Source organism: Pseudomonas sp. CAM1A, from assembly GCF_047501685.1.
GTDB lineage: Bacteria > Pseudomonadota > Gammaproteobacteria > Pseudomonadales > Pseudomonadaceae > Aquipseudomonas.
In genome coordinates, this window is record NZ_JBFNXP010000013.1 from 157,838 (window position 1) to 182,616 (window position 24,779).

Genomic DNA, 24,779 nt, shown 5'->3' on the forward strand with positions numbered 1-24,779 from the left:
TTGAAGCCTGTCTGCAGCAATCGTTCCATCTATTTGCCCATGCCGTTAAGCTTGGGAACTTCTGCCATGGCCCCGCGCACAGAGTAGAGACAATCCATCGAAACAGGATCCACACAATGCACCTTCTGGTAGTCGAAGACGACGACATCGTTCGCATGCTGATAGTCGAAGTGCTCGACGAACTGGGCTATGCCGCCATCGAGGCCGACAGCGCTGCCGCGGCCCTCAAGATCATCGAGGATCCCACGCAACCGCTGGCGCTGTTGATGACCGACGTGGGGTTGCCCGACCTGCGCGGCGAGGAGTTGGCGGCCAAGGCCCGGGAAAGCCGGCCAAACCTGCCGGTCCTGTTCGCCAGTGGCTACGCCGAAAGCTTCAACGTGCCCCAAGGCATGCACCTGATCGGCAAGCCGTTCAGCATCGACCAGTTGCGCGACAAAGTGCTGGAGATTCTTGGCGCACCGTGAGCCCCCTGAAGGGCCAGGCCCGTCAGGCACCGACGCCATTGCGGCCCATCGCCGCAGTTCGTCGCCACGACAAGCCGGCTTCCACAGCAACCGTGCAATGCCAGAGGCCAGCTGAAATAATTTGAACGTCTCGCGCCTTTAGGCTTCAAACCTTCGAGGTATGCCTCTCTCGTCGGAAAGCCGCCATGAAGATGCCCTGTCGTGCCCCTTGCGCTTGCCTGGAACTGGATTTCGTCCGCGATACCCTGTTCGGCCCGGTGGCCCAGCGGGCCATGTGCCAGGTCCAGTTGGCAGCTCTCAGCCTGCAAGGCCGTCCTGCGCTGCGCCTGCATATCGAACCACCGTTACCCGGCAAGGTGGAGAAAGCGCACAGCGTCGCCTTCGCCTGGGAGGGACGCAACTATCGGGGCGTGGTCCGTGAACACGTCAAATGCGGCGACGGCGGCATCAACCTGTTGCTCGAGCTGCAATGACCTCAGGCAATCGCTTTGCGGGCGCCCGGCGGCGCATCACGTTGTGCCTTCACCCGACTTACAAGGCCCAGCAGGTCATGGCAGGTATTGAGGCTGGCAATCGGCACGCCCGTCACGGTAAGGCAATCGTCCAGGCTCGAGCCCTGGCCCAGGCGAATGGTGAGGTGCTCGCCGTCCGCACAGCTCACCTCGCAGCGATCAGGCAGGCAGGCCTGTTCGATCATCTGCCGCATCTCAAGCATCGAAACGCCAATCAACGACATGGTACGCCCCTCTCTTGTACTGGATGGCCTGTTGGGTGTGGTACGCCCTGCACGGGCAGGATGCCAATTGAGATTGCCCATGAGGGGGCGCAGGTCCATTCGCCCCGGCGATGACGACGGCTCAATACCTCTAGCACCTTAGTGGAAGAAACCACTGGCCGGGCAGCGTTCGGTCGTCTTCGCCCTACAGGCGACGGGCGGTCATAACTTACATCCGTGCCAGTTCCTCACGACAGAATTCCACGAACAGCTGCGCTGGCTTGGTCAGTTGCACGCGCTTGAGGTGCGCCGCCGCCAACCCCGACAGCGTCACCGGCTCGGCAATCGCCAGCGTCACCAGGCGTTGCCCGTCGTAGGTAAATTCCGAGTGCGGCCGGGTGACCAGCAGCGAGAAACCGAAGCCCTGCCCCACCATGCCCCGGACCATCTCGATCGACGGCGAACTGAAGACAATGTTCGGCGTCAGCCCCAGTTCGTTGAACAGGCTGACGAAATAGGTGCGGCTGGGGGCCACATCGAGCAGGATCATCGGCTCTGGGCACAGGTCACGCAGCGACACCTGGGCTTGGCCTGCGAAACGGTGCTTTTCCGGCAGCAGCACATAGGGTTTCTGTGGCGGCATCAGCGGCTCGGTCTCGATGGTGCCGTCCAGGTCGTGGTCATAGAGAAACGCCAGGTCGAAGGTACCGGCCGTCAGCCCCTGGATCAGGTCCTGTTGCTCGCCGTCGCGCAGGCGGATGTCCACCCCTGGGTAGCGCTCGCGAAAGCCCGCGATCAGCCGCGGCAGATACAGCGGCGCCACGGTCTCGAAGCAGCCGATATCGATCTGCCCGGCCACCGTGTCGTTGTCGGCCAGGGCGTTCTGCTCGAACTCGTGGGCCATCTGCAACAGGGACCGGGTCTTGGCGTAGAAGCGCTTGCCGCTGGGCGTCAGCGACACGCCCTGGGCGTGATGGCGAATGAACAGCTGCACGCCGAAGCTCTCTTCCAGGCTCTTGATCGCCGTGGAAATCGACGGCTGGGCGATGTACAACTGGCGCGAGGCTTCGGCGACGCTGCCGGCCTCCACGGTGGTGACGAAGTACTTCAGTTGGCGCAAGGTATAGGAAGCCACGCTGACCTCTCTGGCGCCGTGGGCGGCGCGCGGGATTTTCCTGTCAGCTTACCGCGCCTTGAGGCGCGCGGGCGGATCACCCAGGCAAGGATTTACCTGGGGGTTGAGCAGCATTTTCCGTGGTGCCCGGGTCAAACCGCCTGCAACGGAATATCGCCAGCGCTGCCTTTGCCGTCGCGTCGCTCGCTCATCCAGTCATTGACCTTCTGCCCGAACTCAGCCGGCGCCTTGCGCCCGAAGCGCCGTGCCAGGTCGAGGATGGTCTGTTGGGCCAGCGCCTCTTCCATGCGCTTCTGCGCCCCCAGCATCACCGCGTGGATCGCACAGGTGCCCTCGGTCGCCCAGCCCGGCGCCGAACCCTCGAACACCGCGCAGCGCTCGCGGATCTCCCGGCAATCGAAGAGCTTCTTCGGCCCATCGATGGCCGTGACGATATCCAGCACGGTGATTTCGTCGGAAGGCCGTGCCAGGCGAAACCCGCCGCGCACGCCTTCGGTCGCGGCGACCAGCCCGGCCCGGGCGAGCTTGGTGAAGACCTTGGCCAGGTACTCCTGGGGCACCCCCTGCAGCTCGGCCAGGTCGCGCACGCTGGACTCGCGGCTGTCGCCGCGCTCGTCCACCAGGAACAGCAGGCAGTGGATGCCGTACTCGACGCCGGCACTGTAGAGGGACATATAAATCTCCGACTGATTTTGTCGCAAATAGTACGCCCTTCAATGCTGGCAAGCAAAGCCTGGCGTAGCCGTCCGTCGTCAGGCTGGCCGATCAGGACCCTGCTTTACGCTAGATAACACAAGGCATTCAGGTGTCTCTTGGCGGTTGGCGAACAACCTGGCGCGGAAAAAACACTTGCCGAATTAAACTACGACCAATACAGTCGCAGTTATTCGGCAAGCAGCACACACTTCGTCGAAGCCCTTTCCTACCTTGCGGAGCACCTTCATGACCTCTCGTATCCTGATCATCGGTGCCGGCTTTGCCGGTGTCTGGAGCGCCCTGAGCGCCGCCCGCCTGCTCGACCAGGCCCAGCGCGGCGACGTGCGTATCAGTGTGCTGGCCCCGCAGCCGCAACTGCGGATCCGCCCACGCTTCTACGAAGCCGACGTGCACAGCTTGCAGGCGCCGTTGGAGGCACTGTTCGACGTGGTGGGCGTGGAGTTCATCCACGGCACCGCCGACACCATCGACAGCGACACCCGCCAGGTCAGCTATCGCGATACCGACGGCCGCCAGCACCAGCTCGCCTACGATCGCCTGATCCTCGCTGCCGGCAGCCAGGTGGCCCGCCCCGCCGTCCCAGGCCTGGCCGAGCACACCTTCGATGTCGACCAGATGGAGTCGGCAACTCGCCTGGAGCAGCACCTGCACAGCCTGGCCAGCCTGCCCGCCTCACCGGCGCGCAACACCGTGGTGGTGTGCGGCGGTGGCTTCACCGGTATCGAAACGGCCACCGAGCTGCCAGCCCGGCTGCGCGCCATCCTTGGCGAAGGCCGGGCCCGTGTGGTGCTCATCGACCGTGGTGCCAGCATCGGCGCCGCGCTCGGCGCCGGGATCACCCCGGCCATCGTCAGCGCCAGCGAGCAGGCCGGGGTGCAATGGCTGACCGGCACCTCGGTGGTGGCAGTGGATGCGGGGGGCGTGACCCTGGACAACGGCGAATACATCGCCAGCAAGACCGTGATCTGGACCGTGGGGGTCAAGGCCAGCCCGTTGACCACCCAGGTCGCAGGCGAGCGTGACGGCCTGGGCCGCCTGAAAGTCGACGGTCACCTGAAAGTCGTTGGCCAGGACTACATCTACGCCACCGGCGATGTCGCCTGCGCCGCGGTCGACGACCTGGGCAACCACGCGCTGATGACCTGCCAGCATGCCATTCCCATGGGCCGCCATTCGGGCAACAACGCCATGGCCGATCTGCTGGGCGTGGAGCCGGTGATCTATCGCCAGCCCAAGTACGTCACCTGCCTGGACCTCGGAGAATGGGGCGCGGCCTACAGTGAAGGCTGGGAACGCGAACTGCACTTGCAGGGCCAGGACGGCAAGAACCTCAAGCGCCAGATCAACACGGTGTGGATCTATCCCCCGGCAGCGGATCGCGCCCAGGCGCTGGCGGCTGCCGACCCATCCATCCCGATCGTTGCATGATCAAAAGAAAGGGCCGCCACGCGGCCCTTTTTGCGACGAAACGAAGACTGACAGTCAGCAAGTGACGAAAGACCCAATAACTCGAACTTTCATTGAACGACTGGTCAATAATAGTGGCACTGTGTCATCATTCAGAAAAAACAACATGAACCGTGAGGATATAACCCCTTTCGCAGTGCATCGAGAGCCCTACCAGCCGAGCCCGGTCCGTCCGCGCTCTTGACGCCTGCAGCCACCGTCAAGGAGCGTCGCATGCAGTTACGGAACGTTAAGATCGGCATTCGGGCAGCAGGAATGTTCACCCTGCTCGGGATCCTGGTCCTGGCCATGGGCCTGGTCGCCCTCTACGAAACCCGCAGGATGGACAGCGCCACCGACGAAATCCGCATCACCTGGATGCCCGCAGTACTCGCCCTGGGCGAGGTCAGCAGCAACCTGGGCCGGGCCCGGGCCCTCACCTTGCGCAGTGTCCTGGAGGACAGCAGCAACGTCCGCCACGCCACCCTGGACAAGATCGTCCAGGTCAACCAGCAGCTCGAAGGCGACCTCAAGGCCTACGAGCGCACCATCATCGAAGCCGACGACCGCGCACTGTTCGAAGCCTTCATCGGTCTCAGCGAGCGTTACCACGGTCTGCAGAAAGCCATCCGCAACGCCGCCGGCAACGACCAGATGGACGAGGCCCGCCGCCTGGTCAACGGCCCGCTCGCCGAGTACGCCGACAGCATGATGAAGGCGCTGGGCGAACTGATCGCCTACAACACCCAGGGCGCCGAGCAAGCCTCGCAGCGCAGCAGCGCGGCGTCCGACGAAGCCTTTGCCCTGATCATCGGCGCCATTGCCGTGATCCTGCTCGCGCTGGTCGGCATCGCCACCCTCCTCACCCGCAGCATCATCGTCCCGCTGGCCGACGCCGTCGCCGTGGCCGAGCGCGTCGCCACCGGCGACCTGACCCGCGAGATAACCGTGCTCGGCCGCGACGAGCCGGCCTTGCTGTTGCGCGCCCTGAGCCGCATGCAGCACAGCCTGCGCGACACCTTGCGGCGGATCGCCGCCTCCTCCGACCAGCTGGCCTCGGCCTCCGAGGAGTTGCACACCGTTACCGAAGACACCAGCCGCGGCCTGCACCAGCAGAGTGCCGAGATCGACCAGGCCGCCACCGCGGTCAACCAGATGACCGCCGCCGTCGAAGAAGTGGCCAGCAACGCCGTGAGCACCGCCGATGCCTCCCAGGGCGCTGACCGCACCACCCGCGATGGTCGCGACCAGGTCAACCAGGCACTGGCTTCGATCCAGCACCTGGTCGATGACGTGACCGGTACCGCCGAGGAAATCGAGCAACTGGCCAGCCATGCCAACCAGATCAGCCAGGTGCTCGACGTGATCGGTTCGATCGCCGGCCAGACCAACCTGCTGGCCCTCAACGCCGCCATCGAAGCCGCCCGTGCCGGCGAGGCGGGCCGCGGCTTCGCCGTGGTCGCCGACGAAGTACGCGCCCTGGCCCACCGCACCCAGCAGTCCACGGCGGAAATCGAACAGATGATCGGCGGTATCCAGACCGGCACCGAGCGCGCGGTCAACGCCATGCACAGCAGCCAGGGCCGCGCCGGCGGCACCCTGGAAGTGGCGCAATCGGCCGGCCAGGCCCTGGAGCTGATCGCCGAGGCGATCGCCACGATCAACCAGCGCAACCTGGTGATCGCCACGGCCTCTGAGCAGCAGGCCCAGGTGGCGCGGGAGGTGGACCGCAACCTGGTGAACATCCGCGACCTGGCGATGCAGACTTCGGCAGGCGCCAACCAGACCAGCGCGGCGGCCCAGGACTTGTCACGCCTGGCGGTGGAGCTGAACGGGATGGTGGCGCAGTTCAAGGTCTGAGGTGCCGGGTACACCCTCGCGGGGCAAGCCCCTCCTACAGCTCAACTGCAAGGTTGCTGTAGGGACAGGCTTGCCCCGCGCTCGTATTCCAACGCTGACGAACAGGAAAAAACGCTATGGCGCGTAGGACCTGGCGACTACCCCCTGCTCATCCCCCAGCCCATGCTCTTGACGTTTGCATTCACACGTCAAGGAACACCCATGCTGTTGAGAAACATGAAGATCGGCAAGCGGGCGACCAGCCTGTTCACCCTGCTGGCGGCCCTGGTCCTGGCCATGGGGCTGGTGGCGCTGTACGAGACCCGGCAGATGAACGATGCCACCGACGAAATCCGCGGCAATTGGCTGCCAGCGGTGATCTCCCTCAACGAAATCACCGGTACCCTCGCCCAGGAACGCGCAGCGACACTCCGTGCGGCCCTGGAGCAGAACAGTGACAGCAATGCCAGCGTCGACTTGCTGAGCAGCATCGAGGAAGCGGTGCAGCAGGACCTGAAGGACTATGAAAAGACCATTGCCGACGCCGAGGACCGCGGCCTTTTCAGTGCGTTCATCACTGCGCGCCAACAATACTCCCAGCAGCAGCATGAAGTGCTGCGCAACATCAGCGCCGGCCAGATGACAGAAGCCCGGCGCCTGATCAATGGTCCATTGATCCAACGCGCCGACCGCATGATGGACACCCTGGCGACCTTGGTGGCCTACAACTACAAGGGCGCGCAAGCCGCCTCGCAGCGTAGCGACGCGGTCAGTGATCAGGCATTCACAGTGATCATCGGCTCACTGGTGCTGATCGTCCTGGTGTTGATCGCCATCGCCACCCTGTTCACCCGCAGCATCGTCACCCCGCTAAGCGAGGCTGTCATGGTGGCCGAGCGTGTCGCCACCGGTGACCTTACCCGCGAGATCGTGGTCGTCGGCCAGGACGAACCCGCGCTGCTGCTGCACGCCCTGCGCCGCATGCAGCAAAGCCTGCGCGACACCATTGGCAAGATCGCCGCGTCCTCCGACCGCCTGACCTCGGCCTCGGAGGAGCTGCACGGCGTCACCGAGGACACCAGCCGTGGCTTGCTGCAGCAGAGCACCGAGATCGACCAGGCAGCCACCGCGGTCAACCAGATGACCAGCGCCGTCGAGGAGGTGGCCACCAACGCCGTGAGCACGGCTGAAGCTTCCCAGGACGCGGACCAGACCACCCGTGACGGCCGAGACCAGGTCAACCAGGCGCTCGCCTCGATCCAGCATCTGGTCGACGATGTCACCGGCACCGCCGCAGAGATCGAACAGTTGGCCAACAGCGCCAACGACATTACCCGGGTGCTGGATGTGATCGGCGCCATCGCCGGCCAGACCAACCTGCTGGCACTCAATGCCGCCATCGAGGCTGCCCGCGCCGGCGAGGCAGGCCGTGGTTTTGCCGTGGTCGCCGACGAAGTGCGCGCCCTGGCCCACCGTACCCAGCAGTCCACCGCAGAGATCGAGCAGATGATCGGCGGCATCCAGATCGGCACCGAACGGGCGGTCAGCGCCATGCACAGCAGCCAGGGCCGCGCCAGCGGCACCCTGGAGGTGGCGCAGTCGGCCGGTCAGGCTCTGGAACTGATCGCCCGGACCATCACCTCGATCAACAAACGCAACCTGGTGATCGCCAGCGCCACCGAGGAGCAGGCGCAGGTGGCCCGGGAAGTGGACCGCAACCTGGTGAATATCCGCGAGCTGGCGATGCAGACGACCACCGGGGCCAACCAGACCAGCGCATCGGCCCAGGACCTGTCGCAATTGGCGCTGGAGCTCAATGGGCTGGTCGCGCAGTTCAAGGTCTGAACGGCCTGATGAACATCGCGGGGCACGCTTGCTCCTGCAAGGGTTGTGCAGGATCGGGCATGCTCCGTGATGAGGTTGGCGCGAGTTTCAGGATTTGACGTCGACCACCCGCTGCGCCTTTTCCGGCTGAGCCCGGGTCGCCAGGCAGTAATACAGCGGCACCGTCACCAACAGCCCGAACAGCCACGACAGGTCGGCCCCCTCGACGATGTTCGAGTACGGCCCGACATACAGCGACGTATTGGCGAACGGCAGCTGCACCAGGATGCCGCAGGCGTAGGCGATGATCGCGTGGTGGTTGAAACGCCCGTAGATGCCGCCATCAGCGCGGAAGATCGAGGCGATGTCATACTCGCCGCGCTTGATCAGGTAGAAGTCCACCAGGTTGATCGACGCCCACGGCACCAGCACCAGCAACAGCGCCAGGATCAGCCCGATGAACTGGCCGATGAAGTCCGCCGAGGCATTCAATGCCACCAGGCCGCAGCCCACCAGGATCACCCCGGCCAGCACCACCCGCAGCCTGATGCTCGGCGTCCACTGGGCGGCAAAGGTCTGGATCGCAGTGACGATCGACAGCACCGCGCCGTAGAGGTTGAGGGCGTTGTGGCTGATGATGTTGAGCAGGAACAGCACCATCAGCACCGGGCCCAGCCAACCGGTGGCCTGCTTGACCGCCACCATGGCATCGGTGCCTTCCGGCACGCACAACACCGCCACCGCACCGAAACTGAAGCACAGGATGGTGCCCAGCGTGGCCCCGAGGTAGGTGGCCCAGAACGGCTTGGCGATGCCGACTTCACGGGGTAGATAGCGCGAGTAGTCCGAGGTATAGGGCGAGAAGCTGATCTGCCAGATGATGCCCAGCGACACCGTGGCGACGAAGCCGGACAGATTGAACGCGCCGCGGCTGAAGAAGTCGCCCGGCAGCTCCTGGGTGAACATCATGATGAAACCGGCCAGCAGCGCCGAGCCCATCACCCAGGTGCCGACGCGGTTCAGTGTATGGATGAAGCGGTAGCCGATCACCCCGATGGCGGTGGCGCTCAGGGCGCCGATGACGATGGCGCCGGGCATCGGCACGCCGGGGGCGATGCCGTGGATCGACTTGCCGGCCAGGACGATGTTGGAAATGAAGAAACCGACGTAGATCAACGCGGTGAAGAACACAATCAGCAGCGCGCCATAGCGCCCGAACTGGCCGCGGCTCTGCACCATTTGCGGAATGCCCAGCTGCGGCCCCTGCGCCGAGGCCAGGGCGATCACCACCCCGCCCAGCAGGTGCCCCAGTACGATGGCCAGCAGCCCCCACAGCAAGTTCAGGTGAAACACCTGGACCACCATGGCACCGGTGACGATCGGCAACGGCGCAATGTTGGTGCCGAACCACAGGGTGAAAAGGTCGCGCGCCTTCCCATGGCGCTCGGACGGTGGCACGTAATCGACCGTGTGTTGCTCGACGAGATGGTGTTGCGACGACGGTTGGGACATAGGATTCAGCTCGAAAGGTCGTTTTTATCGTTGTATGGAAACCGCTCGGGGCGGCCTCTCAGCTGAAGACCATATTATGGTATTCCAACAGTTTGACAACACTGCACTGCTTATTTTCAGCGCACCTGATCCGCCCCATGCACCGTCACGCAGCACAAATGTTTACACCAAGGCCAGTGATTACGGGGCTTGCACCGTTTATCGCGAACTCCAGCGCACGGAAAATTCCGCTTGCAATATAGGTATTACGGTATACCATCAGACACATCAACGATAAAAACCGCGGACCACCGCAGCCTTTTCAGAGGTACACGAGATGATCGACGCAACCGTCTACAAGCACGTTCTGGGTTCCTTCCCCTCCGGCGTGACCGTCATCACCACCCTGGACGACGACGGCTCGATCGTCGGCCTCACCGCCAGTGCTTTCTCCTCCCTGTCGATGGACCCGCCGCTGGTGCTGTTCTGCCCCAACTACAGTTCCGACTCCTACCCTGTATTGATGAAGAACAAGCGCTTCGCCATTCACCTGCTCTCCGGTGAACAGCAGGCCGAGGCATATGCGTTCGCGAAGAAAGGCAAGGACAAGGCCGTCGGCATCGAGTGGACCCTGAGCGACCTGGGCAACCCGATCCTGGCCGGCGCCACCGCCGTGATCGAATGCGAACTGTGGCGTGAATACGAAGGCGGTGACCACGCCATCATGGTCGGCAAGGTACACAACCTGATCGTCCCGCAGGAGGCGCCCCGCCCGATGGTCTATTGCCGCGGCAAGATGGCCAGCCTGCCGGCCTTCGCCTGAGACGCTGACCACCGATTCCACTTAGAGCGCCTGCCCCGGCGGGCGACAACAACAAAGCTCCGAGGAAAAGCCCCATGAAATTTTCGCTGTTCGTGCACATGGAACGTTGGGATGAGCAGGTCAGCCACCGCCAGCTGTTCGAAGACCTCACCGAACTGACCCTGATGGCCGAAGACGGCGGTTTCAGCACCGTGTGGATCGGCGAACACCACGCCATGGAGTACACCATCTCGCCAAGCCCGATGCCGCTGCTGGCCTACCTGGCCGCACGCACCGAGAAAATTCGCCTGGGCGCCGGCACCATCATCGCGCCCTTCTGGAACCCGATCCGCGTGGCCGGCGAATGCGCCTTGCTCGACGTCATCAGCAATGGCCGCATGGAAGTGGGCCTGGCCCGTGGCGCCTACCAGTTCGAGTTCGACCGCATGGCCGGCGGCATGCCGGCCACCGATGGCGGCAAGGCCCTGCGCGAGATGGTCCCGGCGGTGCGCCAGCTGTGGCAGGGTGACTACGCCCATGAAGGCGAGATCTACAACTTCCCCACCTCCACCAGCGTGCCCAAGCCGGTACAGCAGGGCATGCCGCCGATGTGGATCGCCGCCCGCGACCCGGACTCGCACAACTTCGCCGTGGCCAACGGCTGCAACGTCATGGTCACCCCGCTGATGAAGGGCGACGAAGAGGTGCTGGACCTGAAGAACAAGTTCCAGGCCGCGCTGGACAACAACCCGGACGTGCCGCGCCCACAACTGATGGTGCTGCGCCACACCCACGTGCACAGCCCGGCCGAGCCGGACGGCTGGAAGGTCGGCGCCCAGGCAATTTCACGCTTCTACCGCACTTTCGATGCCTGGTTCGGCAACAAGACCGTGCCGGTCAACGGCTTCCTCGAGCCAAGCCCGGAATCGAAGTTCGCCGAGGTGCCAGCCTTCGCGCTGGAGAATATCCGTAAGAACACCATGATCGGCACCCCTGAAGAAATCATTGCGCGCATCAAGTACTACCAGGAGCTCGGCGTCGACGAGTTCAGCTTCTGGTGCGACAACAGCCTGCCGCATGCCGAGAAACGCAAGTCGCTGGAGCTGTTCATCAAGGAAGTGGTGCCGGCCTTCGCCTGAATTCCCTTTGCCTGATTGATTGCGGGAACCAGCCCGCTCGCGTTGGCCCCAGTGGCCGGCGTGGGCGGGCTTTTTTACTCATCGCGGGGCAAGCCCGCTCCCACGCCAGACATGAATGCATCGTGGGAGCGGGCTTGCCCCGCGATGAGTCCAGTACGGACAGCACAGCAATCAAGGTATCAACCGGCCTTTCGTCCCCCTAGGAAGAACAAATTTTCCATCGGCTCTTGCACATCAAATATTATGGTATACCATCAGACAACAACAGTTGATAACCCTCACCAGGAGCCCTCCATGAGTTTCGAAATCCGCAAGATCGTCACCTACTCCGAAGAGACCCGCATCGAAGGCGGCAAGGCCACCGACAAGCCGGTGACCATGGTCGGCCTGGCCGTGGTGATCAAGAACCCATGGGCCGGTCGCGGCTTCGTCGAAGACCTCAAGCCGGAGATCCGCGCCAACTGCTCGGAGCTGGGTGCGCTGATGGTCGAGCGCCTGACCGCCGCCATCGGCGGTGCCGACAAGATCGAGGCCTACGGCAAGGCCGCCGTGGTCGGCGCCGACGGCGAGATCGAGCACGCCTCGGCGGTGATCCACACCCTGCGCTTCGGCAACCACTACCGCGAAGCCGTGCAGGCCAAGAGCTACCTGAGCTTCACCAACAAGCGCGGCGGCCCCGGCACCTCGATCCAGATCCCGATGATGCAGAAGGACGACGAAGGCCTGCGCTCGCACTACATCACCCTGGAAATGCAGATCGAAGATGCTCCACGCGCCGACGAGATCGTCGTGGTGCTGGGCGCCGCCGACGGTGGCCGTCTGCACCCACGCATCGGCAACCGCTACATCGACCTGGAAGAACTGGCTGCCGAAAAGGCCAACGCTCAATAACAACAACCAAGACGGGCCTGGGCGTGGCGTGCATACCCGCCGCGCCCGACCTTCAAGGAGCGCCCTCCATGATTCAGCCTGTCGCTGAACGTACACCGGCCGGGACCAGTTACCTGGACCTGGGCCAGGGCCAGCCCGTGGTACTGATCCACGGCGTGGGCTTGAACAAGGAAATGTGGGGCGGGCAGATCGTCGGCCTCGCCAACGACTACCGCGTCATCGCCTACGACATGCTCGGCCATGGCCAGAGCCGCGTGCCCAGCGCCGATACGCCGCTGGAGGGCTATGCCGAGCAGCTCGCCGAACTGCTCGACCACCTGCAGGTCGCCCAGGCCTGCGTGATCGGTTTTTCCATGGGCGGCCTGGTAGCCCGCGCCTTCGCGCTCAACTACCCGCAACGCCTGGCCGCGCTGGTGGTACTCAACAGCGTGTTCAACCGTACCCCCGAGCAGAGCGCCGGGGTGATCGCACGCGCCGCGCAAGCCTTCGAACAAGGCCCCGACGCCAACGTCGATGCCGCCCTCGAGCGCTGGTTCAGCCGCGAGTACAAGGCCGCCAACCCGGCCCAGGTCGCCGCCATCCGCCAGATCCTGGCGAGCAACGACCCGCAGGGCTACCACACCACCTACTCGCTGTTCGCCACCCAGGACATGTACCGCGAAGCCGACCTGGGAAGCATCCAGGTACCGACGCTGATCGCCACCGGCGAGCTCGACAGCGGTTCCACCCCGGCCATGACCCGCCAGCTCGCCGCGCGGATTCCCGGCGCGCAGAGCGTGGTCCTGGCCGAGCAACGGCATATGATGCCGGTGGAAGCACCGCGCGAAGTCAACAAGATGCTGCTGGACTTCCTCAGGCAGGCCCGCACCCTCACCGAATCCGCCAAGGGGATAGTCGCATGACCCTCGTTCGTTTCCAGATGTGCATCGACGGCCAATGGCGCGATGCCCAGAGCGGCAAGACCTTCGACAGCCTCGACCCGGCCACCGCCAAGGCCTGGGCGCAACTGCCCGACGCCGGCGAAGCCGATGTCGAGCTCGCCGTGCAGGCCGCCCAGCGCGCCTTCGAAGGCAAGGCCTGGCGCGGCCTCACCGCCACCGCCCGGGGCAAGCTGCTGCGCCGCCTCGGCGACCTGATTGCCGAAAACAAGGAACACCTGGCCCAGCTGGAAAGCCGCGACAACGGCAAGCTGATCCGCGAAACCCGCGGCCAGGTCGGCTACCTGCCGGAGTTCTTCCACTACACCGCGGGCCTGGCCGACAAGCTCGAAGGCGGCACCCTGCCGCTGGACAAGCCCGACCTGTTCGCCTACACCGTGCACGAGCCGATCGGCGTGGTGGCCGGGATCATCCCGTGGAACAGCCCGCTGTACCTCACCGCGATCAAGCTGGCCCCGGCCCTGGCCGCCGGCAACACCATCGTGCTCAAACCCTCGGAGCACGCCTCGGCGACCCTGCTCGAGCTGGCCCGCCTGGCCCTGGAAGCCGGCTTCCCGGCTGGCGTGGTCAACGTGGTCACAGGCTACGGCCCAAGCACCGGTGCGGCGCTCACCCGCCACCCGCTAGTGCGCAAGATCGCCTTCACCGGCGGTGCCGCCACCGCCCGCCATGTGGTGCGCAGCAGCGCCGAGAACTTCGCCAAGCTGTCGCTGGAGCTGGGCGGCAAGTCGCCGAACATCATCTTCGCCGACGCCGACCTGGACAGCGCCATCAACGGCGCCGTGGCCGGCATCTACGCCGCCTCCGGGCAGAGCTGCGTGGCGGGTTCGCGCCTGCTGGTGCAGGACGAGATCTTCGACGAGTTCGTCGAACGCCTGATCGCCCGCGCCAAAAGCATTCGCATCGGCAACCCGCAGGACGACAGCAGCGAGATGGGCCCGATCGCCACCGCCCAGCAACTGGCGGTGATCGAAGGCCTGGTGGCCGCGGCCAAGGCCGAGGGCGCTACCTTGCGCATGGGTGGCAAGCGTGCCGAGGTCGAAGGTGACGGCTGGTTCTACGAGCCGACCCTGTTCGAGTGCGACAGCAACTCGATGACCATCATGCAGGAAGAAGTGTTCGGCCCGGTCGCCGCGGTGATCCGCTTCAAGACCGAGGAACAGGCCCTGGCGATGGCCAACGACTCGCAGTTCGGCCTGGCCGCCGGTATCTGGACCCGCGACCTGGGCCGCGCCCACCGCCTGGCCCGTGACGTGCGCTCGGGGATCATCTGGGTCAACACCTACCGCGCCGTATCGGCCATGGCCCCCATCGGCGGCTTCAAGAACAGCGGTTACGGCCGCGAGAGCGGCATCGACTCGGTGCTGGCCTACACCGAACTGAAGACGGTGTGGATCAACCTGTCCACCGCGCCCATGCCCGACCCCTTCGTGATGCGCTAGGAGAACCCCACCATGATCGAACCCGGCATCTACAAAGACGTGATGGGCTCCTTCCCGTCCGGCGTCACCGTGGTCACCACCCTGGACGCCGATGGCGGCATCGTCGGCATCACCGCCAGCGCGTTCAGCGCGCTGTCGATAGAGCCGGCGCTGGTGCTGTTCTGCCCCAACTACGCCTCCGACACCTACCCGATCCTGCGTGACAGCAAGCAGTTCGCCATTCACCTGCTGTCCGCCGACCAGACCGCCGAGGCCTATGCCTTCGCCGGCAAAGGCAAGGACAAGGCCAAGGGCATCGACTGGCAGTTGAGCGAACTGGGCAACCCGCTGCTCACCAAGGCCACGGCGATCATCGAGTGCGAATTGTGGCGCGAATACGATGGCGGCGACCACGCGATCATCGTCGGCCAGGTGAAGAACCTGGTGCTGCCCGAGCAGCCGGTCACCCCGATGGTCTATCACAAGGGCAAGCTCGGCGCGCTGCCGCCGCTGGGCTGAAACACCATCGCGGGGCAAGCCCGCTCCCACGCAGGTCACTGATGACCACGCGAGAGCGGGCTTGCCTCGCGATGCTGCCCCTCAAGTTTCCGGGGGCCGCGCATACCCACCCACCTTCGGTTGCGGCCCCCGATTTTATTCGCCTGACGCAGGAACCCGGCCCATGAGCAACGACAAATATGAAAAAGGCCTCGCCATCCGCACCCAGGTGCTCGGCGAGGACTACGTCAAGCGCTCGATCGAGAACGCCGACGCCTTCACCCAGCCCCTTCAGGAGCTGGTCACCGAATACTGCTGGGGCCACGTCTGGGGCCGCGAAGGCTTGTCGCTCAAAGAGCGCAGCATGATAAACTTGGCGATGATTTCCGCGCTCAACCGGCCCCACGAGCTCAAGCTGCACATCCGCGGCGCGCTGCGTAATGGCCTGAGCCGCGAACAGATTCGCGAGATCCTGCTTCAAGTCGGCATTTACTGCGGCGTGCCCGCGGCGGTGGACAGTTTCCGCCTGGCCCGCGAGGCGTTCGCCGAAGCCGATGCGCAATCCACCCGTTAACAGCGGGCTGTGTGAACCACTGCAAGGAATGCCCCGGTTCAAGGCATTCCGCGATGTTGGCGCAACAGCCGCATAGAAGAGCGCCCCTGATGAAACGCCAGCCCCTCGACGACAGCTTCAAGGTCAACCGCAACCCCGTCACCCTGCGTGAAATCGTGCTCGACAAACTGCGCGGCGCGATCATGAACTTCCACCTGCTGCCGGGTGACCGCCTGGTCGAACGCGACCTCTGCGAGCGCCTGGGCGTCAGCCGCACCTCGGTGCGCGAGGCCCTGCGCCACCTGGAGTCCGAAGGCCTGGTGGAGTTCGCCGACGCCAAGGGTCCTCGGGTGGCGATCATCACCCTGGAAGACGCCCGCGACATCTACGAGCTGCGCTGCGTGCTCGAAGGCCTGATCGTGCAACTGTTCACCCTCAACGCCAAGGCCAAGGACATCCGCGCCCTGGAGCGCGCCCTGGAGGTCAACCGCGAGGCCCTGGAAGACGGCGAGCTGCAACAGGTGCTCGACTCGGTGCAAGGCTTCTACGACGTGCTGCTCGAAGGCTCGGGCAACCAGGTCGCCGCCCAGCAGCTGCGCCAGCTGCAGGCGCGCATCAGCTACCTGCGCGCCACCTCGGTGTCGCAGGAGAACCGCCGGGGCGCGAGCAACCGCGAGATGGAAAAGATCGTCGAGGCGATCAAGGGTGGCGACCCCCAGGCCGCCCATCAGGCCTCTGTCGACCATGTGCGCGCCGCCGCCAAGGTCGCCCTCGACTACCTGCGCCAGAAGCAGGACGACAACGCCAAGGTTCGCGATATCGTCGCCCCCCTGCCCCTCAAGGACCCTCGCATAGGCCACTGACCATGCCCACCGCCCCGCGCTACTGCCCGCACTGCACCACGGAACTGGCCCGGGGCGTCCCCAACGGCGACACCCACGAACGACTTCACTGCGCCGGTTGCGGCTATATCCACTACATCAACCCGAAGATCATCGCCGGCTGCATCATCGAGCGTGACGGCAAGTATCTGCTGTGCCAGCGCGCCATCCCGCCGCGCCCCGGCACCTGGACCTTGCCGGCCGGTTTCATGGAGGCCGGCGAGACCACCGAGCAGGCGGCGCTGCGCGAAGTTTGGGAAGAGAGCGGCGTGCGCGCCGATATCGTCTCGCCCTACTCGATCTTCAGCGTGCCGCAGATCAGCGAGGTGTACATCATCTTCCGCGCCGTGGTCACCGAGGAGACCGGCCAGTACGGGCCCGAGACCCTGGACTACCGCTTCTTCGAGCCGGACCAGATCCCCTGGGACGAGATCTATTACCCGGCGATCCGGCAGATCCTCGAACGCTACATCCTCGAGCGCCAGGCCGGGGTATACGGCATCTACATGGGCAACGACGATACCGGCAAGGTGCATTTCATCCGCTGAGGCGACAGCGCATACAAATCCCTCGCCAAGCGTCGCGTCTCGGTGCACCCTGATGGACTCACGCAAAAGGACCGGCAAACGTTCATGGCGAAATGGCTAGACGGCGGCGGGCTGATGGCCGCGCGCATCCGCAACCACGACTGGGCATCCACGCCCCTCGGCCCGCTGGATAGCTGGCCCGACGTACTCAAGACCAGCGTCGCCCTGTGCCTGGCCTCGCGCTTCCCTCAGGCCGTGCTCTGGGGCGATGCGCTGATCACTTTGCACAACGACGCCTTCAGCGAGATACTCGGCAGCAAGCCCACCGCCCTGGGCCGGCCCTTCAGCGAAGTGTGGCAGGAAGCCTGGAACGATATCGCCCGCATGGCCCGGCGCGCCCTCGACGGCGAGGCGGTGTACATCGAAGACTTCCCGCTGACGATCGAGCGCCACGGCTCCCCGGAGCGCGCCTATTTCACCTTCTGCTACAGCCCCGTGCGCGACCATGACGGCAACGTGGTAGGCATGCTCGACACGGTCACCGAGACCACCGCGAGCGTGGTCGCCAACCGCCGTCTGAACTTCCTCGACAGCCTCGGCCGGGCCACCGCCCACGCCACCGATCCCGAACGGATCATGGCCACCACCACCCGTCTGCTGGGCGAGCATCTGCAATTGTCCAGTTGCGCCTATGCCGTGATGGCGCCCGACGAGGACGGTTTCACCATCTGTGGCGACTGGGTTGCACCGGGCTCGCCACGGCTGGTCGGCCAGTACCGCCTGGCGGCCTTCGGCGAACTGGCCGTCAGCCGCCTGCGCGCAGGCCAGGCGCTGGTGATCGATGACAACCTCAGCCAGTTGCCGGCCCGCGAGTCGGCGACCTTTCAGGCCATCGGCATTACCGCGACCATCTGCATGCCGTTGATCAAGGAGGGCCGCCTGACAGCGCTGATGGCCATCCACGACAAGCGGCCCAGGGCCTGGACCCACTACGAACAGACCCTGCTTGGCGAAGTGACCGAACGCTGCTGGGCGCATATCCAGCGGGTCCAGGCCAACGCCGAGGTGCGCGAGGCGATGACGGCGCTGGAAGCGCTCAACGCCACCCTCGAGCAGCGCGTCGAAGAACGTACCTGCCAGTTGCTGCACACCGAAGCGGTCCTGCGCCAGACCCAGAAGCTCGAGGCCATCGGCCAGTTGACCGGGGGCGTGGCCCACGACTTCAACAACCTGCTGACCATCATCCGCTCCTCCATCCATTTCCTGCAGCGGCCGGACCTCGACGAAAGCCGGCGCAGCCGCTATTTCAAGACCGTCTCCGACACCGTCGACCGCGGCGCCAAGCTGACTGGGCAACTACTCGCCTTCGCCCGCCGCCAGGCGCTCAGCCCACAGGTGTTCGATGCCGGCCTCAGGCTCGAGGCGATGGCCGAAATGCTCGATACCGCCACCGGCGCGCGTATCCAGGTGAGCCTGGAACTGCCCGACACGCCCTGTAACGTGCACGCCGACCTCGGCCAACTGGAAACCGCGGTGATCAACCTGATGATCAACGGCCGCGATGCCATGGCCGGCGTGGGCACCCTGCGCCTGCGCCTGGAGGCCGACCAACACCTGCCGACGCCGCGCGGCCAGGCGCCCCAGGCCGGGCCATTCGCCGCCATCTCGGTGATCGACAGTGGCGTGGGTATTGCCCCGCACCTGCTGGAACGCATCTTCGACCCATTCTTCACCACCAAGCCCGCTGGCCAGGGCACCGGGCTCGGGTTGTCGCAGGTGTTCGGCTTCGTCAAGCAGTCGGGGGGTGATGTCCGGGTCAGCAGCAGCGAAGGTCAGGGCACGACCTTCACCTTGTACCTGCCCCAGGTGGCCCCGGCTGCGGTCGAGGAAAGCACCGCCTTGCCGGCGCTCGCGCCCAATGGCGGGCGCCGGCATATCCTGGTGGTCGAGGACAACCCGGATGTCGGCAGTTTCACCGCGCAGATCCTGCGCGACCATGGCTACCGGATCAGTTGGGCGATCTCGGCCGAGGATGCCCTGACGCAGATCGCTGCGGTGCAAGGCGGGTTCGACGCAGTGTTCTCCGATGTGGTGATGCCGGGCATGGGCGGCCTGGCCCTGGCCAGGGAGCTGCGGCTCAGCCAACCGCAGCTGCCGGTGATTCTCACCTCCGGCTACAGCGAAGCGATTGCCGAAGGTGGCCATCAAGGCTTCGCCTTCCTGGCCAAGCCCTATTCGGCCGAGCAGGTGTGCCGGATGCTGGGGGACGTGCTGGGGAGGCAGTGAGCGGCGCGTTGCCACGGAGATTGGCACAACCGCCGCTACCCGGTTGAATCACCCCGCGCCACCAGCAACCGCGCCAGGCTGCGCCCCAGTTCATCCTGGCGAAACGGTTTGCGCAATACCCCGAAGCCATGCAGTTCACGGGGTGCAAGGTTGGTGTAGCCGGTGATGATCAGCACCGGCAACTCAGCCAGCTGCTCGCGCACCTGCTGGGCAAAGCGCACGCCGGTCATCTCGGCCATGACATGGTCGGTCAGCAGCACGTCGGGTACCAGGCCCTTTTCCAGCAGCGCCAGGGCCTGGGCAGGCCCGTCAGCCTCCGTCACCTCGTACCCCAGAGCCTGCAACTGCATCAGCGTAGCCTGCCGCACCAGGGGTTCGTCATCCACCAGCAGCACCCGGGTCGGCCGTTGAGCATGCGACGCCTCGACGGTCTCGGTCATGCTCGCCGCCACGCTGCTGTCACTGGCCGGCAGCCACAAGGTCGCCTCGGTCCCCTGGCCCGGCCGGGAATGAATACCGAAAGCACCGCCGGACTGCAGTGCCAGCCCCTGCACCATCGGCAGACCCAGCCCCGTGCCCCGGCCCACCCCTTTGGTCGAGTAGAACGGTTCGACGCAATGCGCCAGCACCTCTTCACTCATGCCACACCCGGTATCGCTGACCTGCAGCCATAGCTGGTGCCCGCTCTGCAACCCCGGCGGTCTGGACATGCCGACGTCCTCCGCGCCAGCGCGGATGGTCAGCTCGCCACCTTCGCCCATTGCGTCACGGGCGTTGACTACCAGATTCAGCAGGGCCAACTCCAACTGGTGAGGGTCCACCAGGACCCCCGGCAGTGCCCTGTCGATATTGACCTTCAGCACAATGGTCGGCCCCAGTGAGCGCGCCATCAGTTCGTGCATGTCCTCGACCAGCACCGCCAGCGACACACTGACGGGCTTGAGGGTCTGGCGCCGGGCGAAGCTGAGCAACCGGCCGACCAGGTTGCGCGCCCGCTCCGCCCCTTGCAGGCCGCCGTCGATCAAGCGTTCGGCGCGCTCCGGCGAGGGGTGGCGGCGCAGCAGTTCCAGGGAGGCGATGATCGGCGTGAGCATGTTGTTGAGGTCATGGGCGATGCCGCCGGTGAGCTGGCCGATCATCTCCATCTTGCGCGCCTCGTGCAGTTGCACCAGCGAAGCCTCGCGTTGGGTGAGCATGTTCGCCACCCGCTCCTCGAGGTTTTCGTTGAGTACATGCAAGGCGCGCTCGGAACGGGCATGGGTGATCGCCGCCCACACTTGGCTGGCGACCTCCTCGACCAGCAGGCATTCGCTGCTGGTCCACGCATGGGGCGTGTGGAAATGTACCGCAAGCATCGCCTCCAGCCGCTCGGCGCGCAGCACCGGGGCATGCAGCGTGGCGCACAGGCCGTTGAAGCCAGCCGGTGCCTTGGTGTTCTCCGCATAGTTGCGCTGTACCACCTGGCCGGCGAGCAACGCCTCGCGCAGTGCCGGGTCCAAGGCGGCGTACTGGTTGAGGCCGGTGATCGACGGTACCTGCGCGGCCCATTCCTGCCCGACCCGATACCGTCCATCACCCAGGTCTTCACCAAAACAGACCCGCGCCGCACCCAGTTCCTTGGCCAGACGCCTTACCGCATGAGCTTCGATGCGTTCGGCCTGGCCCAAGCTGGGCAAGGCCTGGCGCAGCTCCTGGAGAAACGCCTGACGCTGCTGGAAGTGCACGCGTTCGGACGTCTCGGTGACGATGCACAGCACACCGCCTACCGCGCCATCGGCCTCGCGCACGGCGGAATAGGAGACGTCGAAGTACGCCGTTTCACCCGGGCCGTGGCGTTCGATGTAGAACGGCCGGTCCTTGGCGGAAAAGCTCACGCCGGTCTCGCGCACCCCGCGCAACAAAGGTTCCAGGTCGTCCCACAGCTCGCTCCAGTGCGCCTGGCCTGGCTGCCCCAGCGCCCCGGGGTGCTTGTCACCGATGGTCGGCCAGTAGGCGTCGTTGTACAGCGCAGTGTACTGCGCCCCCCAGAACAGCACGATCTGCGCCTGGGCGCTCAGGAGCATGGCCACCACCCCCTTCAACGCGGGCGTCCAGTTGTCCGGCGGCCCCAGGGGCGAGCGCTGCCAGTCCATCGCCTGCAACAGGCAGCTGACTTCGCCACCGCCGCGCATGAAGCCCGGCAATGGTTGCAGGTTGACCGACTTGCTCTCCTGGCGGGCTTTCATGTCGCGGTAATCCCGGGCACGTTGTCTTTCCTCTGAGGGTAAGAAATCGCCCGGTGGCAAAACGTTCCATCGGATCGCTGCGGGCGATCAACGGCGTCCTTCGGCCAGCATGCGCACGGCCAGGGCAGACAGCACCATACCCAGGGTGTTCGAGGCGAAGGCCGACAGGTTGGAGGGCTCGAGTATCGCAAGCCCTCTTTGTAACCGCCTTGCCTGGCATTTTTGTCAGTTCCACTGACCAAGGGCGCACGTTAAGGTGGAGCGATCACGTCTGAACAGTCCGGGCACCCATGAGCAAATCCTCGACCGCTTTGTTCGCGAGTGACCTCGCACGCTCGGTGCTGCGGCAGGCAAGCAATGAGTTTGCCTATTCGGTCTTTGGATACGCCCCGGTTCGCGACACGACGCGTTCACAATTGGGATTCAATGGCGTGATTCGGGATCGGTGGACAGCGCTTTATCTGTTAGGCAACGGGCATCGTGGATACAGCTCGGTGCTGATGAGATTTTACTCAGCGGACAGTTTGAGCCCCTTCGCTACGGGTGGCATCAATGCCTATGCGTATTGTGAGGGAGACCCCGTTAACTACATCGATCCTCATGGGCGCAGTCGCGGCCCACACAGAATCAACCTGGAATTTTACTCCTCCGCAAAAATCAAAGCGCTTGTGAACGACACACCCCACGATGGGATGCTGCGCCTTATAAAGACCAACCCCCGTTACAGAGGAGTGATAGAGGAAATCACCGCTGCCAATGCACTGAACCTCGCTCTTCAATTGCCTGATGCCACTATCAAACCACCTCACACCCTGTCGATCACGCCCAGCTTCGACCTAGGAATCCTGACCAGCAGCAAGGACTTGATCACAGAAATAGCAGATGAAGGCAAAAGACTTGTGAAGGCTGCCCAGCAGCTGATCAGACAGCCATCGCATCAAAATCTGGGCCAATATGAGCTCCATTTGGAAGGCTACGTACGAGGACGCAAAGCTCTCATCGACCATTTTCGCAACGAGTTGGACAGCCTGAGAGCCTCTTGAAACGTGCCAACAGCTGCCCCATTCCCCGTTTGCTTCAATCGCTTACATCTTGATCCTTGAATCGCTCGACGCCCGCCGGTAACCTTTGCGCGTTGCTGTAAGTCCAGCAGCCGGGTTTGGTCACCCGCGAACATCAAGGCGCACTAGCGCCGCATTGCGATTCAACTGGCGCTTTTTTTGTGTCCGTTGTCTCGTTCTATGGCGGCTGTGCGTGGGGCGCCTCCGTGCGCGCCGGTTTCCTTGATTCCCGGTTGACCAACCCGCGTACAGTCGCCACCCATTCGTTTGGTCACGTCGAGTGGCGGCTCCATTGAATCAAGGAGCGACACAATGACAAAAGGCTTACCCGATCCTCCGTCCCGCGCCACCACGGCGCACTCCAGCTTCGGCAACTGCGAATGCAGCCACCCTTCCCTGTTCGCCGTGCGCGAAGGCGTGGACTTCGAAGACGCGCTGGTGCACCTGTCCACCCTGCTCAAGGGCGCGTTCGCCACCAACCTCAAGGCGATGGAACTGGCGACCGGCACCTGCCATGACCTGTTGCTGGGCAACGATCATGGGCTGGATGCGGCCAAGGCGGTGGTCGAGGCGTTGCTCGATGGGGTGGAGATGCAACAGGTGGAGAAGGCGCGCTTGCGCACGGTTTGATGGGCAGCAATGCCGGGACCACATTACGGTCCCGGCTCACTGCGATAGCAGCCCTTACGCCTTGTCGGCAAGCCGCTGCAACAGCCCGTCGGTGAACGCGACGGCGTTGATCACACCCTCATGCCCATCGGCGATCACCGTCGAACTGGCCAGCCCGTTGACCGATGCCTGGGCCAGCAGCCCCGCCTCGCCCAGGCGTACCCGCTCGGCGCTGCGGCTTTCACTGGCCCACCAGCAGTCCACCTGAACCGCCAGCGGGCGCAGGCGGAATGCCTGGCTCAGTTCGGCGTTGCGGTCGAGCACGGCGAAGCCATCGACGATCTCCCGCTGCAAGTGCACATCCTCGTGGATGCTGCGCAGGCGTTCGGCGCTGACATTACCCGCGGCGGCCACGTGCTCGATGACCCACTCGGTCCTGTCGACCTCGGCCGGCAGGCGCTCGGCCTCGTCGATGAAGCCCGCGATCCGCGCTTCGCCAACGCCCGGCGCAAAGGCCAGCAGGCCACGCAGCAGGCTCTCGTCCGCCCGCGCCACCTGCACCACCTCGACGGGCTCGGCGTCGAGACCGGATACCTCCTGCGGCAGCTGGGTGTCGACCAGGCCAACGAAACCGACCTCCTGGCCGGCCTGCTCCAGGGCATGGGCCACCTCCAGCGCCAGGGCGCCCCCCATGGACCAACCCAGCAGATGGTACGGGCCGCTGGCCTGGGTACGGCGGATCTGCTCGACGTAATAGCCGACCATCGCCGCCCAGGACTCATCCACCCAACCCGGCTCGGCATAGCAGCGGTTGACCAGGCCATACACCGGACGCTCGTCGGCCAGGCGGCTGGCCAGCGGGTAGTAGGCGTAGGCACCGCCGCCACCCGGCGGCAGGCAGAACAGCGCCGGGCGCTGGCGCTGGCAACCGTTGAGGTTGATCACCGGCGATTTCAGGCGATCCTTGCCGCCGCCGATAAAGTTGGCCAGTTCCTCGAAGCTGGCCATCAGCATGAACTCATGCAGGCTGATGTTGACGGCGAAGGCTTCGCGCACCTTGTTCACCAGGGTGATCACCAGCAGCGAGTGGCCGCCGAGCTCGAAGAAGTTGTCATGCAGGCCCACCTGCTCGACCTTCAGCACCTCGCTCCAGATCGCCGCCAATTGCTGTTCCAGCGCCGTGCGCGGGGCCACGTAGCCCTGTTGCAGCTGGCTGGCATCCGGCTTGGGCAGGGCCTTGCGGTCCAGCTTGCCGTTGGCCGTCAGTGGCCACTGTTCCAGCACCAGGAAGTGCGTTGGGACCATGTAGTCCGG

Annotated in this window: 23 protein-coding genes; 17 read left to right on the plus strand and 6 right to left on the minus strand. The window is 64.8% G+C overall.

The annotated features are described in order from the left end of the window. Positions 1-116 precede the first annotated feature (116 nt). Positions 117-467 carry a response regulator gene (locus tag ABZO33_RS24050; protein WP_414538081.1) on the plus strand — a complete coding sequence of 117 codons (351 nt, stop codon included), beginning with the start codon at positions 117-119 and terminating at the stop codon, positions 465-467. A gap of 185 nt (positions 468-652) precedes the next feature. Then, a complete protein-coding gene (locus ABZO33_RS24055) occupies positions 653-940 on the plus strand; it encodes a hypothetical protein (protein WP_102682381.1) in 288 nt (95 codons plus the stop codon). A 2-nt stretch (positions 941-942) separates the two neighbouring features. On the opposite strand, the gene ABZO33_RS24060 is transcribed toward ABZO33_RS24055, so the two are convergent. From ABZO33_RS24060 to ABZO33_RS24070, 3 genes are all read right to left on the minus strand, one after another. Continuing rightward, positions 943-1,203 (minus strand): DUF1652 domain-containing protein, encoded by a 261-nt coding sequence (locus ABZO33_RS24060; protein WP_217866199.1) that lies wholly within the window; start codon positions 1,201-1,203, stop codon positions 943-945. Positions 1,204-1,411: 208 nt separating this feature from the next. After that, the gene (locus tag ABZO33_RS24065) at positions 1,412-2,317 is read right to left on the minus strand and encodes a LysR family transcriptional regulator (protein WP_046855246.1); all 906 of its coding nucleotides are present in this window, start codon (positions 2,315-2,317) and stop codon (positions 1,412-1,414) included. Between the two features lie 131 nt (positions 2,318-2,448). Then, entirely contained in the window at positions 2,449-2,991 is a 543-nt protein-coding gene (locus ABZO33_RS24070; RefSeq protein ID WP_046855245.1) for an RrF2 family transcriptional regulator, read from the minus strand. A gap of 268 nt (positions 2,992-3,259) precedes the next feature. Here ABZO33_RS24070 and ABZO33_RS24075 point away from each other — a divergent pair, with 268 nt between their 5' ends. From ABZO33_RS24075 to ABZO33_RS24085, 3 genes are all read left to right on the plus strand, one after another. Beyond that, positions 3,260-4,462 (plus strand): NAD(P)/FAD-dependent oxidoreductase, encoded by a 1,203-nt coding sequence (locus ABZO33_RS24075; RefSeq protein ID WP_414538082.1) that lies wholly within the window; start codon positions 3,260-3,262, stop codon positions 4,460-4,462. Positions 4,463-4,756: 294 nt separating this feature from the next. Further along, the gene (locus tag ABZO33_RS24080) at positions 4,757-6,340 is read left to right on the plus strand and encodes a methyl-accepting chemotaxis protein (RefSeq protein ID WP_414538098.1); all 1,584 of its coding nucleotides are present in this window, start codon (positions 4,757-4,759) and stop codon (positions 6,338-6,340) included. Positions 6,341-6,556: 216 nt separating this feature from the next. Then, complete coding sequence (locus ABZO33_RS24085) at positions 6,557-8,164, plus strand: methyl-accepting chemotaxis protein (protein WP_414538099.1); 1,608 nt, start codon at positions 6,557-6,559, stop codon at positions 8,162-8,164. An 87-nt stretch (positions 8,165-8,251) separates the two neighbouring features. Here the strand turns inward: ABZO33_RS24085 and ABZO33_RS24090 are convergent, their stop codons facing one another. After that, positions 8,252-9,655 carry a purine-cytosine permease family protein gene (locus ABZO33_RS24090; RefSeq protein WP_414538083.1) on the minus strand — a complete coding sequence of 468 codons (1,404 nt, stop codon included), beginning with the start codon at positions 9,653-9,655 and terminating at the stop codon, positions 8,252-8,254. A gap of 316 nt (positions 9,656-9,971) precedes the next feature. Between ABZO33_RS24090 and ABZO33_RS24095 the strand changes: the two genes are divergently transcribed. From ABZO33_RS24095 to ABZO33_RS24140, 10 genes are all read left to right on the plus strand, one after another. Continuing rightward, positions 9,972-10,457, plus strand: coding sequence for a flavin reductase family protein (locus tag ABZO33_RS24095; protein ID WP_414538084.1), 486 nt, complete (start codon positions 9,972-9,974; stop codon positions 10,455-10,457). 74 nt (positions 10,458-10,531) lie between these two features. Further along, positions 10,532-11,575 carry an LLM class flavin-dependent oxidoreductase gene (locus ABZO33_RS24100; RefSeq protein ID WP_046855240.1) on the plus strand — a complete coding sequence of 348 codons (1,044 nt, stop codon included), beginning with the start codon at positions 10,532-10,534 and terminating at the stop codon, positions 11,573-11,575. A 294-nt stretch (positions 11,576-11,869) separates the two neighbouring features. Next, positions 11,870-12,466, plus strand: a complete 597-nt coding sequence (locus tag ABZO33_RS24105) for an amino acid synthesis family protein (protein WP_003256068.1) — start codon at positions 11,870-11,872, stop codon at positions 12,464-12,466. A 68-nt stretch (positions 12,467-12,534) separates the two neighbouring features. Then, complete coding sequence (locus ABZO33_RS24110; RefSeq protein WP_414538085.1) at positions 12,535-13,368, plus strand: alpha/beta fold hydrolase; 834 nt, start codon at positions 12,535-12,537, stop codon at positions 13,366-13,368. Continuing rightward, complete coding sequence (locus ABZO33_RS24115) at positions 13,365-14,846, plus strand: aldehyde dehydrogenase (protein ID WP_046855237.1); 1,482 nt, start codon at positions 13,365-13,367, stop codon at positions 14,844-14,846. Before ABZO33_RS24110 ends, ABZO33_RS24115 begins: the two co-directional genes overlap by 4 nt. Positions 14,847-14,858: 12 nt before the next feature. After that, a complete protein-coding gene (locus tag ABZO33_RS24120; RefSeq protein WP_038706316.1) occupies positions 14,859-15,344 on the plus strand; it encodes a flavin reductase family protein in 486 nt (161 codons plus the stop codon). 163 nt (positions 15,345-15,507) lie between these two features. Beyond that, entirely contained in the window at positions 15,508-15,897 is a 390-nt protein-coding gene (locus ABZO33_RS24125; protein ID WP_414538086.1) for a carboxymuconolactone decarboxylase family protein, read from the plus strand. A gap of 89 nt (positions 15,898-15,986) precedes the next feature. Next, positions 15,987-16,739, plus strand: a complete 753-nt coding sequence (locus ABZO33_RS24130) for a GntR family transcriptional regulator (protein WP_401110276.1) — start codon at positions 15,987-15,989, stop codon at positions 16,737-16,739. 2 nt (positions 16,740-16,741) lie between these two features. Beyond that, positions 16,742-17,305 (plus strand): NUDIX hydrolase, encoded by a 564-nt coding sequence (locus ABZO33_RS24135; protein ID WP_094011892.1) that lies wholly within the window; start codon positions 16,742-16,744, stop codon positions 17,303-17,305. An 84-nt stretch (positions 17,306-17,389) separates the two neighbouring features. Next, positions 17,390-19,570, plus strand: a complete 2,181-nt coding sequence (locus ABZO33_RS24140) for an ATP-binding protein (protein WP_414538087.1) — start codon at positions 17,390-17,392, stop codon at positions 19,568-19,570. Positions 19,571-19,605: 35 nt separating this feature from the next. Here the strand turns inward: ABZO33_RS24140 and ABZO33_RS24145 are convergent, their stop codons facing one another. Further along, positions 19,606-21,795, minus strand: a complete 2,190-nt coding sequence (locus tag ABZO33_RS24145; RefSeq protein WP_414538088.1) for an ATP-binding protein — start codon at positions 21,793-21,795, stop codon at positions 19,606-19,608. Positions 21,796-22,085: 290 nt separating this feature from the next. Here ABZO33_RS24145 and ABZO33_RS24150 point away from each other — a divergent pair, with 290 nt between their 5' ends. Together ABZO33_RS24150 and ABZO33_RS24155 are read left to right on the plus strand one after the other, a co-directional pair. Then, positions 22,086-22,838 (plus strand): RHS repeat-associated core domain-containing protein, encoded by a 753-nt coding sequence (locus ABZO33_RS24150; RefSeq protein ID WP_414538089.1) that lies wholly within the window; start codon positions 22,086-22,088, stop codon positions 22,836-22,838. A gap of 414 nt (positions 22,839-23,252) precedes the next feature. Next, positions 23,253-23,486, plus strand: coding sequence for a hypothetical protein (locus ABZO33_RS24155; protein ID WP_028689390.1), 234 nt, complete (start codon positions 23,253-23,255; stop codon positions 23,484-23,486). 54 nt (positions 23,487-23,540) lie between these two features. Here ABZO33_RS24155 and ABZO33_RS24160 read toward each other — a convergent pair. Beyond that, positions 23,541-24,779 (minus strand): alpha/beta fold hydrolase (locus tag ABZO33_RS24160; RefSeq protein ID WP_414538090.1); only part of this gene is annotated, 1,239 nt, incomplete at its 5' end.